We start from the raw sequence: 15,044 nt of genomic DNA on the forward strand, positions 1-15,044 counted from the left end.
CTTTTTGGGTGAATCCATATTTAGTGTTTTTTTACCCCCTTGCCGTGCAGGATTTAGGTAGGACTAGAAGCTAAAGGAGGGACAAGTGGCACAAAAAAAATTAACCAAAAAAGATATTGAGAAACTGACTAAAGACTTAACCTTGATAAAAAGACATGGATGGTTCTCTTTAAAGGGAACAGAGAAGAAAGAGTGCCTCTCTTACGCAGATGAATACAAACAATTCATCTCTACTGCCAAGACCGAACGCGAAGTTGCAAGCCATATCACAGACATTTTAAAAGAAAGGCCAGAAATAAAGTTTTGGACTTTCAGGAACAAGGCGGTCTGTGTTTACAAACCTGGAAAGAGACCTGCGGCCCAAGGACTTCGTATTATTGTCTCCCATATAGATGCTCCGAGACTGGATCTCAAGTTGAATCCTCTCTATGAAGACCAGGAAATGGCCTATCTCAAAACACATTACTACGGTGGTATAAAGAAGTTCCACTGGGTCACAAGGCCCTTGGCCCTTCACGGCGTGGTATTTTTAAAAGATGGAAGATGTGTAAAAATTTCCATTGGTGAGGATAAGAATGACCCAGTACTGACCATCAATGACCTGCTTCCACACCTTGCATCAAAGGTTCAAGGTGAAAAGAAGCTAAGAGAGGCCATTCCCGCAGAAAAGTTAAACGTGCTTCTAGGCGGATTTCCCATAGAGGGGCCAGATGATACAAAAGAGGCTGTAAAATTGAACTGCCTACATATTTTAAATACAACCTATGGAATTACAGAAAGGGATCTCATTAGTGCAGAATTAGAGATCGTGCCCCAGGGTGAAGCTCGGGATGTAGGTATAGATAGGGCATTTATAGGGGGTTATGGCCAAGATGATAGGGCATGTGCCTATGCAAGTCTCAAGGCAATAATGGATTCAAAGGATGTTGAATATGCAAATCTCGCCCTCTTTCTAGACAAGGAAGAAATAGGTAGTGATGGAAACACTGGAGCAAAATCAAAATGTCTTGAACTTGCGCTCTATGATATCTTCAGACTTGAAGGGACGGTTATTGAACCTGACACGATTTATAAGGCTCTCAATGCCTCAAAGGCCATTTCAGGTGATGTTACTGCAGGAGTTGATCCAGACTATATGGAGGTATATGAGAAGAGAAACGATGCCCTCATGGGCTATGGCATCAATCTCACCAAGTATACTGGATCAAGAGGAAAATACTCAGCAAATGATGCCCACGCCGAATTCGTAGACTGGGTTACGAGACTCTGGGATAAAGAGGGAATCATCTGGCAAGCAGGAGAGCTTGGAAGAGTCGATGAAGGAGGGGGAGGTACTGTTGCAAAATATATTGCCTCATTGGGAATCGATACAGTAGATGCAGGCCCTCCACTTCTCAGTATGCATTCTCCATTCGAAGTTGCGCATAAATTGGATTTATATATGACCTACAGGGCTTATAAGGCATTTTTTGAGGCATAGAATGAGGCACCCATGACTGGTTATTTTATAAGTGTTGAGTTTTGAGTTAAAAGAAGCAGCCTTTAATAGCCCTTTTGCTTCAACTCAAAACTCAACACTCAAGTCTCTGACTTGAGGTAACCATTTAAAATAAACCAAAATTATCCCCCAACACCAATGCTCGCAAAACTCAAAACTTCCATAGGTTTTCTTCCTTCAACTCAAAACTCAACACTCAAAACTCAAAACTTCTATACGGGGGTGACGAATTCGTTCGTCATGAAAGTTTGGGTTAAAAAGTACTTATGACATTGACCTAATCAAATTGTCTCCATGACCTTCATCACTGCATCATGTAGTCTTGGCCTAAGTTTTTTTAGGCCGTTACGACTCTCTAGTGAATCCAAGGGAAACGTCCTATTAGTAAGGAATACCACTATTATCCCTCTATCTAGGTCTATCCAAAACGAAGTGCCTGTATAGCCAAGGTGGCCAACAGTCTTTTTTGAAAAATGTGTACCGGCCTGAGAACCTGATTCTGAAGGAGTATCAAATCCAAGACAAAATGAGGGCTTGGTACCTGAGCTTGAAGAGTTTGAAGTAGATATCTTGGTCTCTAAAAATTTCCGGAGAATAGCACCAGAAAGACCTTCAATAGCCAATTCGTCCTTATATAAAAGATAGAGCTCTGAAAGAAAGCGTATCAATTCCTTTGCACTACCAAAAAGACCGGCATGCCCAGCACTCCTCCCAAGTGCCCAGGCATTGAGGTCATGGACTTCACCTCTTACCAATTTTTTTCTTCTATTACACTGGAGAGTGGGAGCAATTAATTCTGTTTGCACTTTGAATCCAAGTGCATCTCCGCAAAGCTTAAAGGGCCTTGCCACAAACTCATTAAAGGCTCTAGCCAAATCCATTTGGAGAGTGTCTTCGACTATAAATCCCAAAAGAATAAAGCCAAGGTCGCTATACAGTTCACGTCTGCCAGGTTTATCCACAAGCTCTATGGACAAGATTGCCCTTTTAAATCCTTCTTTTCCCCTTGCCTTCTCATAAAGTGGTGCCCATGCAGGCAGTCCTGACCTATGGCTTAAAAGGTCTCTAATTCGAATAGACTGTTTATTTTCTGGACATGGGCTTAAAAAGGCAAACTCTCTTAGGGTTGTATCAAGGCTTAGTCTTCCTGCATTTACGAGTCTTGTTACAAGTAGAGTGGTGGAGAGAGGCTTTGTAAGTGAGGCAAGATCAAATACTGTGTCTGGCCTGATCTCAGGGCTCTTTATTGAGTACGTCTCTCTTCCCCATGAAAAGACTATGGGTTCGTGTTCCCTCTTCCACACCGCAAGGGAGCAACCTGGGAATATTTTATCAGTTATGGCCCTTAGAATAAGTGGCTCAACAGCCCTTTTCAGGCTATGCCTTAAAGACTCCTCACCCCTTGCCTTCAACTCAAAACTCAAAAATCAAAACTCATAACTTCTAAAAAGGCACATCATCTTCATCAATTGGAGGAGGCTCAAGCTCGCTTTCTTCCATTGATCCTGAGCCCTTGGATTCAAGCATCTGCATTTCTCTTGCGTGTACCTCAGTTGTCCATCGCCTATTACCATCCTGATCTTCCCAGGCCCTTGTACGAAGCTGTCCCTCAATATAGACAAGCATCCCCTTTTTGAGATACTGGCTGCAGATCTCTGCAAGCTTGTCCCAAGCAACTATCCTATGCCATTCAGGCTCCTCTACCCATTCTTCCCCTCTCTTTACACGGTTGTTAGTTGCTATTCTAAAGCTTGCTACAGCCATTCCGGTCTGGGTATAACGTATCTCTGGATCTGCCCCAAGTCTACCTATAAGTATTACCTTATTTACACCCCTTGCCATGACCTCAGATCTCCTTTCAAATAACTTTCTACCCCTTAGCCCTCTAGGGCTTAGATCAAATTATAATCAATAAAACTGAAGAATGATAATTTATTTATTTTAATCCTCTTATAATAAATTATTCATATTTTGTTTAATCAATATCATATAGCATATTTTAGGATTTTTATAGTCAGCAAGTAGTCTAGTTTCATACAAGACAGGATTGATTTTACCTGATTTGAAAGAGGAACTAATTCAATAGACATATAGAAATTATACCAAAAACTTGAATTCACCCTTGCCGAGAAGATCATGGAGGTGCACTATGCCACAAAGCCTTCCAGTCTCTTCAATAACCGGAAGAACTGTAATTAGGTGTTCTTCCATTATGGCAAGGGCATCTGCTGCAAGAACATCTGGAGAGATGAACTTTGGTTGCTGTGTCATAATGTCGTCAATTGGTATATTTCCTAAGTCATGGCTATCTTGGAAATTAGTGTGGGAAAGCCCTCGTCTCAAAAGAGTTCTTCTCACATCACCATCAGTAAATATTCCAATGAGCGCACCGTCTCCATCTACTACCAGGACTGTACCAAGTCCCTTTTTATCCATCTCAGCTACTGCCTTTTTCACTGGAGTCCCTGTTAACACAAGGGGGATTTTGTCTCCGGTTATCATCACCTCTCGAACTTGAATCTTTAATCTTTCCCCCAAGGTTCCAGAGGGATGATTTCTTCTAAAGTCTTGTTCACTAAAATTCCTTAGACTCAGGAGAACTACTGCCAGGGCGTCGCCCACAGCAAGTGTCGCTGTGGTACTCGCTGTTGGGGCAAGCCCAAGACTGCATGCCTCCTTTTCCACGCCAGTATCGATAATGCAGTCGCTGAGTTTCGCGAGCCTCGATAAGGGATTGCCAGTAAAGGCAATTATTGGCACTCCACGTTCTTTTAAGACCGGAATAAGCCTTAAAAGTTCCTGTGTATTTCCACTGTTGGATATGGCAATAACTACATCACCTTTTTGTACTACCCCCAGATCACCATGAAGTGCTTCAACAGGGTGAAGAAATACAGAGGGAGTACCAGTACTTGAAAATGTTGCTGAGATCTTTCTGCCTATTAGACCACTTTTACCAATGCCGCATACAACGACTCTACCTTTAGAGTCAAGAATAAGCTCTACCGCCCGCTTAAATCCCTGCCCTAGTTGGGCTCTAACGCGTTTAAGGCCTTCGATTTCAATATCAATTACCTCTTTTGCCCTATTCAGTATATCCACTTCTCGCAACACCACCATTTATCTTTCAAGCTGAAACTTGCCTCTATAGCCAGTAACTTCCAAAGGATAATCTCCATTAAAACACGCAAGGCAAAAATCTTCTTTTCTCCTACCAGAGGCCTCTATCATTGACTCGATACTTAGATAATGCAATGCATCTAGACCAAGAAATTTTCGAATCTCCTCAACAGAATTATTAGATGCAATTAACTCGCCCTTATTTGAGAAGTCTATCCCATAGAAACAAGGATACTTTATTGGAGGACAGCTTACTAACATCGTCACCTCTTTTGCCCCGGCCTCTCTAATCGCCTTTATCCTGGTCCTACTTGTAGTACCCCTTACAATTGAGTCCTCCACTATTACTACTCTTTTGCCTCGAATTATTTCTTTGACAGGATTAAGTTTCACTCTGACCCCAAAATCTCGCATGGACTGGCTCGGCTGAATAAAAGTCCTACCCACATAGTGATTCCTTATTACGGCAAATTCAAAGGGTATATTAGAGGCTTGGGAGTAGCCAATAGCAGCATAGTTTCCTGAATCGGGAAAGGGCATTACAAAATCTGCTTCAATTGATACCTCTCGTGCAAGGGCCTCACCAAGATTTTTTCTAAAGGAGTAGACATTCTTTCCGAAGATATTGCTATCTGGACGAGCAAAATATATAAATTCAAAGATACAATTTGCCCGTCTCTTAGACTCAAGGGCCTTGAAACTTCTCAGCCCGTGTTTGTCAATTACAACGACCTCTCCCGGCTCAACATCTCTGATGTACTCTGCCTGAATAAGATCAAGGGCACAGGTTTCTGAGCTAAGGATATATGCCCCATTCAACTTCCCTATACAAAGGGGCCTAAGGCCAAGAGGATCTCTAAAGCCAACTAGAGTATCCTCAGTTGCAAGTACAATTGAATAGGCCCCTTTTATTAGGCTCATCGTATGACGCACACTCTCTTCAAGCCCCTGAGCCTTGGATTTGGCAATAAGATGAACCACTACCTCGCTGTCCATCGTTGTCTGAAATATTGAACCTTCTTCCTCAAGGCTCTTTCTTATATCGTTTGCATTGACGAGATTACCATTGTGTGCCACAGCTATGGAACATCCTGCATGGCACACTCTAAAGGGCTGGGCATTTTGAAGTATAGATGATCCTGTAGTAGAATATCTCACATGGCCAACGGCCAGATGCCCTTTAAGGGTCTTTAATCTCTCTTCATTAAAGACCTCGCTCACCAGGCCCATGGCCTTGTATTCAGTTACATTTCTTCCATCAGAGGATACAATGCCGGCACTTTCCTGGCCTCTGTGCTGGAGTGCATAGAGACCAAAATATGTTAACTTCGATGCATCCTCATGCCCATATACACCAAACACCCCACATTCTTCTTTTGGACAAGCCATCTTTTTTCACCTTATGAGCTTTTGTAATAATCCTGAAGTGGTTTTACCCCCATTTCACCCCCTATGAGTGCGCTTATGGCCTCTGCAGCTGCTCTCGCCCCAGCAACCGTTGTAAAATATGGAATTTCATATTCAAGCGCTGTCCGCCTGAGATAATATGCATCTGATCTCGTTTTTTTCCTTCCACTGGGGGTATTTATAACTAAATCTATTTCTCCGTTCATCATAAGATCTACGATATTTGGCCTTCCCTCTGATACCTTAAATACGGGTCTAACCTCAATCCCCTTTTCTTTGAAGAACTGAGCCGTCCCTTCAGTGGCAAGGATCTTGAATCCTAGCTCAATGAGCCTTTTGGCTACAGGGAGAATTGCCTCTTTGTCTTTTGGTCTAATGCTGAAAAGGGCATTTCCCCCAGTAGGTAGCTCCATGCCTGCTGCAAGCTGGCTTTTATAAAACGCCACTCCAAAGGAGTGGTCTATCCCCATTACTTCCCCTGTTGACTTCATCTCAGGGCCAAGCACAGGATCGACTCCTGGAAATCTCCTAAAGGGAAATACAGACTCTTTTACAGAGACGTGTTCAGGAAATACCTCTTTTGTAAAGCCGAGCTCTTTGAGTGAACGGCCTAGCATGACTTTGGTGGCAAGTTTTGCCAGCGGGACTCCTGTGGCCTTACTAACAAAAGGTACAGTACGTGATGCCCTGGGGTTCACCTCTAATACGTAAAGTTCATTATCCTTTATTGCATATTGAACATTCATGAGGCCAATAACCCCAAGCTCGGCACTCATGCTCTTTGTAGCAGCCATTATTTCTTGGATCATCTCTTTGGAGAGCGTCCTTGGCGGAAGTACGCAGGCAGAATCTCCAGAGTGTATTCCCGCCTCTTCAATATGTTCCATGATACCGCCTACTACAGTAATCTCTCCATCTGATATGGCATCAACGTCCACCTCAATGGCATCTTCAAGGAACTTATCTATGAGGACTGGGTGTCCTTCTGAGACCTCAACTGCCTCTTGCATAAAATCTCTGAGGTCATCTTCATCGAATACAATTCGCATTGCTCTTCCGCCAAGCACGTACGATGGCCTCACCACCACGGGATATCCTATTTCGTTACATATACTCAAGGCCTCTTCAAGGGTAAATGCAGTACCATTTGCAGGCTGCTTTAACCCAAGCTTCTTTAACATCATCTGGAAGCTCTTTCTGTCCTCTGCCCTGTCTATACTCTCTGGCGGAGTGCCTAATATGGGTACTCCGGCCTTGGCAAGTTCTCCGGACAGATTGAGTGGGGTCTGCCCCCCAAACTGGAGTATCACTCCATCTGGCCTCTCTTTTTCCACTATATGCATAACATCTTCAAAGGTGAGAGGCTCAAAATAGAGCTTATCAGATGTATCGTAGTCAGTAGATACGGTCTCTGGATTGGAGTTTACCATTATGCTCTCTATTCCCTCTTCTCTAAGGGCAAAAGAGGCATGGCAACAACAATAATCAAACTCTATACCCTGACCAATCCTGTTTGGACCACCACCAAGAATCATGACCTTCTTACCAGTGGTCTTTCTTGCCTCGTCTTCTACCTCATATGTCGAATAATAGTATGGAGTATAGGCCTCAAACTCTGCTGCACATGTATCTACGAGCTTGTAGACAGGTGTAATGCCATGGTCTTTTCGAATCTTTTTTACTTCATTGACGTCCTTTCCAGACAATCTTGCAATCTGTCGGTCTGAGAATCCATTTCTTTTTAACTCATATAATTCATCCTTTTTGAGGCATTCATCCTGTTTATCTCTTGCCTTTTTTCCAACATCCAAAATTTTCTTTATCTGATACAGAAACCATGGATCTATCTTGGTAAGGGAGTGTATCTCGTCAATTGAAAACCCAAGATCCATAGCTATTGGGATGTAGAAAATGCGCTTTGAATTGGGTGTCCTAAGCCTTCGTATAACCTCTTCCCTATCAAGGCCTGAGTCTTCTGAACCAAAATCTGGGGCCTTTCCATCAAAACACAGTCCATGTCGCCCTATCTCAAGAGACCTCAGTCCCTTTTGAAGGGCCTCTCTAAAGGTCCGCCCAATGGCCATAGTTTCACCCACACTCTTCATAGAGGTGGTCAAAAGATCTTCTGTCTCTGGGAATTTCTCAAACGTCCACCGTGGAATCTTGACCACACAGTAGTCAATTGTTGGCTCAAAAGACGCCATTGTCTCCTTTGTTATGTCGTTAGGTATCTCGTCAAGCGTATATCCCACGGCGAGCTTAGCAGCTATCTTTGCAATGGGGAAACCAGTTGCCTTTGATGCGAGAGCAGAGGAACGGGACACCCTTGGATTCATCTCAATTACAACCATGTCCCCGTTTTTAGGATTTATTGCAAATTGAACATTAGAACCTCCAGTATCTACACCGATCTCCCGCATGATAGCAATAGCTGCGTCTCGCATAGTTTGATATTCACGATCTGTAAGGGTCTGAGCAGGGGCAACTGTTATAGAATCTCCTGTATGTACCCCCATTGGATCAATATTCTCAATGCTACAGATGATAACGCAATTGTCTTTTGAATCTCGCATTACCTCGAGCTCAAATTCTTTCCAGCCTATCACAGACTCTTCTAACATCACCTCGTGAATTAGACTGAGCTCAAGGCCTTGGGAACAGATCTCCTCAAGTTCCTGAGAATTATAGGCAATTCCTCCTCCTGTACCACCAAGGGTAAAACTTGGACGGACAATTACCGGAAATCCAAGACGCTCCACTGCCTCTCTAGCCTCATCCATAGACCTTACAATAACACTGTCAGGGACCCTTAAGCCAATTCGTCTCATGGCCTCCCGAAACCGGTCCCTATCTTCTGCCTTGTGGATGACATCAGGAGAGGCACCTATCATGGTTACACCAAATTGGGCAAGAACTCCCTGGTCTGCTAGCTGAATTGCAGTATTGAGTCCGGTCTGCCCTCCAAGAGTTGGGAGAATTGCAGAAGGCCGTTCCTTTTCTATGACCTTTGCCACCGCCTCTGGGGTAATGGGCTCCACATAGGTGCGGTCTGCAGTCTCAGGGTCTGTCATTATAGTTGCAGGATTTGAGTTTACGAGTATAACCTTGTATCCCTCTTCTTTAAGAGCCTTACAGGCCTGGGTTCCAGAGTAGTCAAACTCACATGCCTGACCTATTACTATTGGTCCAGAGCCAATAATAAGTATGCTTTCAAGATCTGTTCTCTTCGGCATTGATTACTCCCAAAATGTGCGGATCTTTTGAAGAAATCTGTCAAATAAATATTCTGAATCATGAGGACCTGGGGCGTTTTCAGGGTGATACTGTACAGAAAATGCACAAAGGTCCTTGGCCTCGATACCTTCCACTGTGTTGTCATTTAAGTTGACATGGGTCACCTTTACTCCATCTTGGAGAGTTCTTTCGTCGACTGCAAAGCCGTGATTCTGGCTTGTAATCTCAATCTTTCCAGTCTCAAGGTCTTTCACTGGTTGATTGGCCCCATGGTGTCCGAATTTTAGTTTATATGTATTTGCTCCAAGGGCCTGGCCTAGAATCTGGTGGCCCAGACAAATTCCAAATATGGGAACCTTTCCCAAAAGAGACCTCACAGTATCCACTATATATTGCAATGCTGCTGGATCTCCTGGCCCATTCGATACAAAACAACCATGAGGCGATATAGAGAGAATCTCTTCTGGTGAAGCAGTGCATGGAAAGACTATTGGTTCCACTCCCCTTTTCACAAACAATCTCAATTGGTTGAATTTCAATCCACAGTCAATACAAGCTATTCTCCATTTGTTATTGATGCTCTGATTAGGAGAAGAAGGTTTAGTTGGAAGAATTATTTCAACAGGTCTGTCTTCTATCCAGCTGTAGTGATTTTTCGTGGTCACTTCCTTCACAAGATCCCTACCCTCGAGACCTGGTGCCTCTTTGGCTCTCCTTACGAGTTCTTCTGGATCGCTGATCTCAGTGGAAATGACAGCCTTCATGGCTCCCTTTAGCCTTATATGGCGTGTAATAGCCCTTGTATCCACCTGATGGATTCCAAGCTTTCCATTTTCAATGAGATAATCTTTTAGAGACTTTTCAGCTCGCCAGTTGCTGTATTCAGCCTCATATTCCCTCATCACAAAGGCCTCAAGGTGTATACCTGAGGACTCAATGTCCTGGCTATTTACCCCATAATTACCAATGAGTGGATAGGTCATGGTAACTATCTGGCCCTTATATGATGGATCCGTAAGGACCTCCTGATAACCTGTCATGGCAGTGTTGAAGACCACCTCCCCCACTGCCTCTCCAGGGCCAGTAAAAGATTTTCCCTCAAAGACTTTTCCATCTTCAAATGCAATCAGGGCCTTCATATTTTTTATGACTCCTTCTTACAAAGCTCCTCGAGAGTACGCTTGTGGTGCTCGATCTTTTCCAGGCGTTTTAAAAACTGCTCCACCTTTTCTTTTTCTTTTGCCACCACATCTTCTGGAGCTTTGTTAACAAAATTTGGATTTTCTAGTTTCTTTTTAGACCTTTCAAGGTCATTTCTTAGCTTTTTCTCCTGCTTGCTTAGCTTATTCAGCTCTTCTTCCACATCAAGTAATCCAGAAAGACTGATGAATATTTCTACATTATCAAGGATTATTGTTGCAGATCCTTTTGGCCTCTCATCATCAGCACTTAAAAATTCAATTTTTTCTACTCGAGCCAACTGTTTAATATATATTGAGCTGTCTTGGATCAAATTTTTGATTTTTTCCGTATGAGGCAATACTTTAATGCTCAATTGCGCCCCTGGATGGATACCGAGCTCTGCCCTCGAATTTCTAATTCCTCCTATAATGGACATGAGAATTTGAATTGCATCCTCTGCCTCACGATCTAGGACAGTGGAATCCACCTTTGGGAAGGGCGCAGTCATAATATATGAATCACTCTTACCAGGAAGATAATGCCAGAGTTCCTCGGTGACAAATGGAATAAATGGGTGTAACAGCCTTAGGCTTGAATCAAGAACAAATAGGGATACCGCTATAGATCGGTTTCGCTCAGCCTCACTTTCTGAGTTGAGATGAGGCTTAGCCATTTCAAGGTACCAATCACAGAATTCATGCCAGAAAAAGCTGTAAAGTGCCCTTGCTGCCACATCAAAATCAAAGGCATCTAGGGCAGTTCTCACATTCTCAGTAGTGTGCATGAGTCGGGATAGAATCCACTTTTCCGGGAGGTTTGGTTTGAGATCTTTTAGTTCCTCTATATCTTGAGTTATAACCAAGCCTCCTTGATCCTTCTCATCCAAATTCATGAGGATTAAACGGCTTGCATTCCAAATCTTATTTATAAAATGTTTATATCCTTCTATCCTCTCCTCTGAGAGCTTTATGTCTCTGCCCTGAGCGGCAAAAGCGGCCAGAGTAAATCTAACTGCATCTGTTCCATACTTTTCCATAATGACCAGGGGATCTATCACATTCCCCTTAGACTTACTCATCTTTTTGCCATCTTTATCTCTAACAAGTGCGTGCAGGTACACATACTTAAACGGGACATCACCCATAAAATGGAGCCCCATCATCATCATTCGCGCTACCCAGAAAAATAGTATGTCAAAACTAGTTATAAGTACACTTGTGGGATAAAAACGCCTTAAGTCCTCTGTCTCATCTGGCCAACCCAGAGTAGAAAAGGGCCAAAGTGCTGAGCTGAACCATGTGTCTAAGACATCCTGTTCCCTTTTTAGACTTGTTGATCCACACTTCGGACACGATACAGGATCATCTCTCTTTACAATTAACTCGCCACAATTCTCACACTCCCAGGCAGGAATCCTATGACCCCACCAAATCTGACGAGAGATGCACCAGTCCCGAATATTAGTCATCCACTCTTCATATGTCCTGAACCAGGATTCTGGAACTATATTTGTCCGACCCTCCTTTACAGCATTTAGTGCCACCTCTGCCAGGGGTTTTACCTTTACAAACCACTGCTTGGAGAGCCTTGGCTCGACTACGGTCTTACACCTGTAGCAATGCCCTACTGCATGTAAATGCTCATCTACCTTCTCGAGTAGCCCATTAGCCTCAAGATCCTCTATAATACGAGATCGCGCTTCATACCGGTCTAGCCCCTTATATGGCCCACCATTTTCATTAATACGGGCATTTTCATCGAATATATTAACGGATGGGAGTTTATGACGTAGCCCCATTTCAAAATCGTTAAAATCATGGGCAGGAGTGACCTTGACTGCACCTGTTCCAAATTCAGGATCTACATGGTCATCAGCAATCACTGGAATCTTTCTATTAACGAGAGGCAGCTCGATCTCTTTTCCCACAAGGTCCTTATATCGATCATCTTCCGGATGTACTGCTACAGCCGTATCACCTAGCATTGTCTCTGGTCGTGTAGTGGCAACTATTATGTATGAACCTGTGGTGTTAGCGTCGGCATCAACTACTGGATATTTTATGTGCCAGAGTTTCCCCTCTTTCTCTTCGTGTTCAACTTCAATATCTGCAAGGGCTGTATGACACCTTGGACACCAATTTATAATATAATCTCCTTTATATATTAGGCCTTCTTCAAACAGCCTTACAAAGACCTCACGAACAGCCCTACTTAGGCCTTCGTCCATAGTAAAACGTTCTCTTGACCAGTCACAGGAACATCCAAGCCGCTTTAACTGTTCTATTATCCTTCCACCGCTCTTTTTCTTCCACTCCCAGACTCGATCTATAAATTTTTCTCTTCCAAGGTCGTGTCGTGTCAGACCCTCTTGTGCCAGCATCCTTTCCACCACGTTCTGGGTTGCAATTCCTGCATGGTCTGTACCTGGCACCCATAGGGTGGCGTAGCCATCCATTCGTTTGTATCTCGCAAGTATGTCTTGCAGGGTGTTGTTCAGTGCATGGCCAATGTGGAGTACCCCTGTTACATTTGGTGGAGGAATTACCATTGAAAATGCGGGTCTCGATGGATCCTCAATTGGCTTAAAAAGTCCTTTTTCTACCCACTCCCTGTACCATTTTTGCTCTACAGGGGCAAAATCGTAGGCCTTGGGTAGGCCCTGATTGGATCTGGCTTCTGACATCTCAAGTCCACTCCTGATTAATTTTCTATATATGAAGGCTTCATGTTTTTACCCTATTTGATGTAAAAAACAAGTTTTATCATAAGAGTTCAGAATGTTCAGCAAATGCTTTTTGTCTCACTGGAATACTGGAAATACCCAAACATGGCCTCGGAAGTTCGTATTCGAAATAGCGTTGGGATATGCCATTAAAATTTGTTTCATCTGCTCTAGGCTTATTTCCTTTTATGATTTTCTTTTGCCGCCCAGATAAATCGTTTATTATATATGAATTTCTTATCCCCAAAGCTTATACCCCAATAATCGATAATAATAAATCCCCTATCCAACACTAAAGCCCAGGTCCCAGACCTAATATTAAGATGTAGTTGAGTTGATCATTTCTCCACGAAAAAAGAGGGGCCTTTCCTGTGAAAACAATCAAAATATCTGGTTGCAATACGTTCAAACTTTTAGTTTCATTGTGATAGATTCCTTCTGTCATTTCAGTGACCAATTTAAATTTTGATAAAAGGGGTGTCCATCATGCTAGACATAAAACTCATTAGATCCAACCCTGATATCGTTAGGGATGCATTAAGAAAAAGAAACTACGAGTTCGATCTCGATGGATTTCTTAGGCTCGATGAAGAATATAGGCGTCTACTGCATAGGGGAGAAGAACTTAGAAGCCAGCGTAATAGCATTAGTACGCAGATTGGCAAATTAAAAAAAGAAGGAAAATCAGCAGACGAATATCTGGAAAAAATGCAGGAGATAAATAGCGAGCTCAAGGATAATGAAAAGGCTCTTGGATCCTTAAAAGAAAAAATTCAGGCCCTTGTCTTGAGTATTCCCAACATACCGCACGACTCCGTACCTATTGGACAGGACGACTCAGAAAACGTAGTGGTAAAGAGATGGGGTGATATTGTTGAAAAGCCGTTTGATGCCCTACCCCATTGGGACCTTGGTACTAAATTAGGAATATTGGACTTTGAAAGGGCGGCAAAGATTACTGGTTCAAGGTTTTGTGTATATGTTGGTCTTGGGGCCAGGCTTGAAAGGGCACTTATCAGCTTCATGTTGGACCTACACACCAAGGAACACGGTTACACTGAAGTCTTGCCACCTTTTATCGTCAATTCCAGTTCGCTTAGGGGAACAGGACAACTTCCCAAATTTGAGGAGGATCTATTTAAATTAAACTTCAGAGACTATTATCTCATTCCAACTGCAGAAGTTCCTGTAACCAATTTATATAGAGATGAGATCCTTCAGGAGTCTGATCTTCCAAAATATTATTGTGCCTATACCCCTTGTTTTAGATCAGAGGCAGGTAGTCACGGAAAAGACGTTCGTGGCATAGTAAGACAACATCAATTTAACAAGGTAGAGTTAGTCAAATTTGTTCACCCTGACACCTCTTATGATGAATTGGAATCTCTCCTTTTGGATGCAGAAGAAGTACTTCAACACCTTAATCTACCGTACAGGGTGGTTAATCTCTGTTCAGGGGATCTTGGTTTTTCTGCAGCTAAAACTTACGATATTGAAGTTTGGCTCCCTGGGCAGAAGAGATTCCTTGAGATTTCTTCATGCAGTAACTTTGAGGACTTTCAGGCCAGGAGGGCAAATATTAGATTCAAGGACAAAAAGAATAAGAAAAATCGTTTTGTTCACACTCTAAATGGTTCTGGACTAGCTGTAGGGCGTACTGTAGTGGCCATTATGGAAAATTACCAAAGAGAGGATGGAGGAATAGATATTCCAGAGGCCCTGGTACCATATATGGGAGGTATCACTGAAATCGCTCCGCCTTCCAAATAAAGTGTTGAGTTTTGAGTGATGAGTTTTGAGTTAAAGGAAGAAAATCTTTTAAAGTTCTTTTCCTTCAATTCAACACTCAAAACTCTAAAAATACAGATACCCACGGTGTCG

The 15,044-nt window shown here is 42.9% G+C and carries 9 protein-coding genes; 2 read left to right on the forward strand and 7 right to left on the reverse strand.

Features of this window, described 5'->3' with window-relative positions:
- Positions 1-85 precede the first annotated feature (85 nt).
- Entirely contained in the window at positions 86-1,480 is a 1,395-nt protein-coding gene (locus DBT_RS00455; protein WP_067615357.1) for an aminopeptidase, read from the forward strand.
- Positions 1,481-1,779: 299 nt separating this feature from the next.
- Here the strand turns inward: DBT_RS00455 and DBT_RS00460 are convergent, their stop codons facing one another.
- The 7 genes from DBT_RS00460 to DBT_RS00490 all read right to left on the reverse strand — a co-directional run bounded on the left by DBT_RS00460 (position 1,780) and on the right by DBT_RS00490 (position 13,124).
- Positions 1,780-2,922: a serine hydrolase domain-containing protein gene (locus DBT_RS00460; protein WP_067615359.1), complete on the reverse strand. Its 1,143-nt coding sequence runs from the start codon at positions 2,920-2,922 to the stop codon at positions 1,780-1,782.
- A 19-nt stretch (positions 2,923-2,941) separates the two neighbouring features.
- Positions 2,942-3,340, reverse strand: coding sequence for a single-stranded DNA-binding protein (locus DBT_RS00465; RefSeq protein ID WP_067615361.1), 399 nt, complete (start codon positions 3,338-3,340; stop codon positions 2,942-2,944).
- Positions 3,341-3,595: 255 nt separating this feature from the next.
- Complete coding sequence (locus DBT_RS00470; protein WP_279614724.1) at positions 3,596-4,600, reverse strand: KpsF/GutQ family sugar-phosphate isomerase; 1,005 nt, start codon at positions 4,598-4,600, stop codon at positions 3,596-3,598.
- Positions 4,601-4,618: 18 nt separating this feature from the next.
- Positions 4,619-6,007: an amidophosphoribosyltransferase gene (gene purF, locus DBT_RS00475; RefSeq protein ID WP_067615365.1), complete on the reverse strand. Its 1,389-nt coding sequence runs from the start codon at positions 6,005-6,007 to the stop codon at positions 4,619-4,621.
- Between the two features lie 11 nt (positions 6,008-6,018).
- Positions 6,019-9,258, reverse strand: coding sequence for a carbamoyl-phosphate synthase large subunit (gene carB, locus DBT_RS00480; RefSeq protein WP_067615367.1), 3,240 nt, complete (start codon positions 9,256-9,258; stop codon positions 6,019-6,021).
- Positions 9,259-9,261: 3 nt separating this feature from the next.
- The gene (gene carA, locus DBT_RS00485; protein ID WP_067615369.1) at positions 9,262-10,398 is read right to left on the reverse strand and encodes a glutamine-hydrolyzing carbamoyl-phosphate synthase small subunit; all 1,137 of its coding nucleotides are present in this window, start codon (positions 10,396-10,398) and stop codon (positions 9,262-9,264) included.
- A gap of 5 nt (positions 10,399-10,403) precedes the next feature.
- Positions 10,404-13,124, reverse strand: a complete 2,721-nt coding sequence (locus DBT_RS00490; RefSeq protein ID WP_067615371.1) for a valine--tRNA ligase — start codon at positions 13,122-13,124, stop codon at positions 10,404-10,406.
- A gap of 525 nt (positions 13,125-13,649) precedes the next feature.
- Between DBT_RS00490 and serS the strand changes: the two genes are divergently transcribed.
- The gene (gene serS, locus DBT_RS00500; RefSeq protein WP_067615375.1) at positions 13,650-14,933 is read left to right on the forward strand and encodes a serine--tRNA ligase; all 1,284 of its coding nucleotides are present in this window, start codon (positions 13,650-13,652) and stop codon (positions 14,931-14,933) included.
- Positions 14,934-15,044: the final 111 nt, after the last annotated feature.

The organism is Dissulfuribacter thermophilus, assembly GCF_001687335.1.
Lineage (GTDB): Bacteria > Desulfobacterota > Dissulfuribacteria > Dissulfuribacterales > Dissulfuribacteraceae > Dissulfuribacter > Dissulfuribacter thermophilus.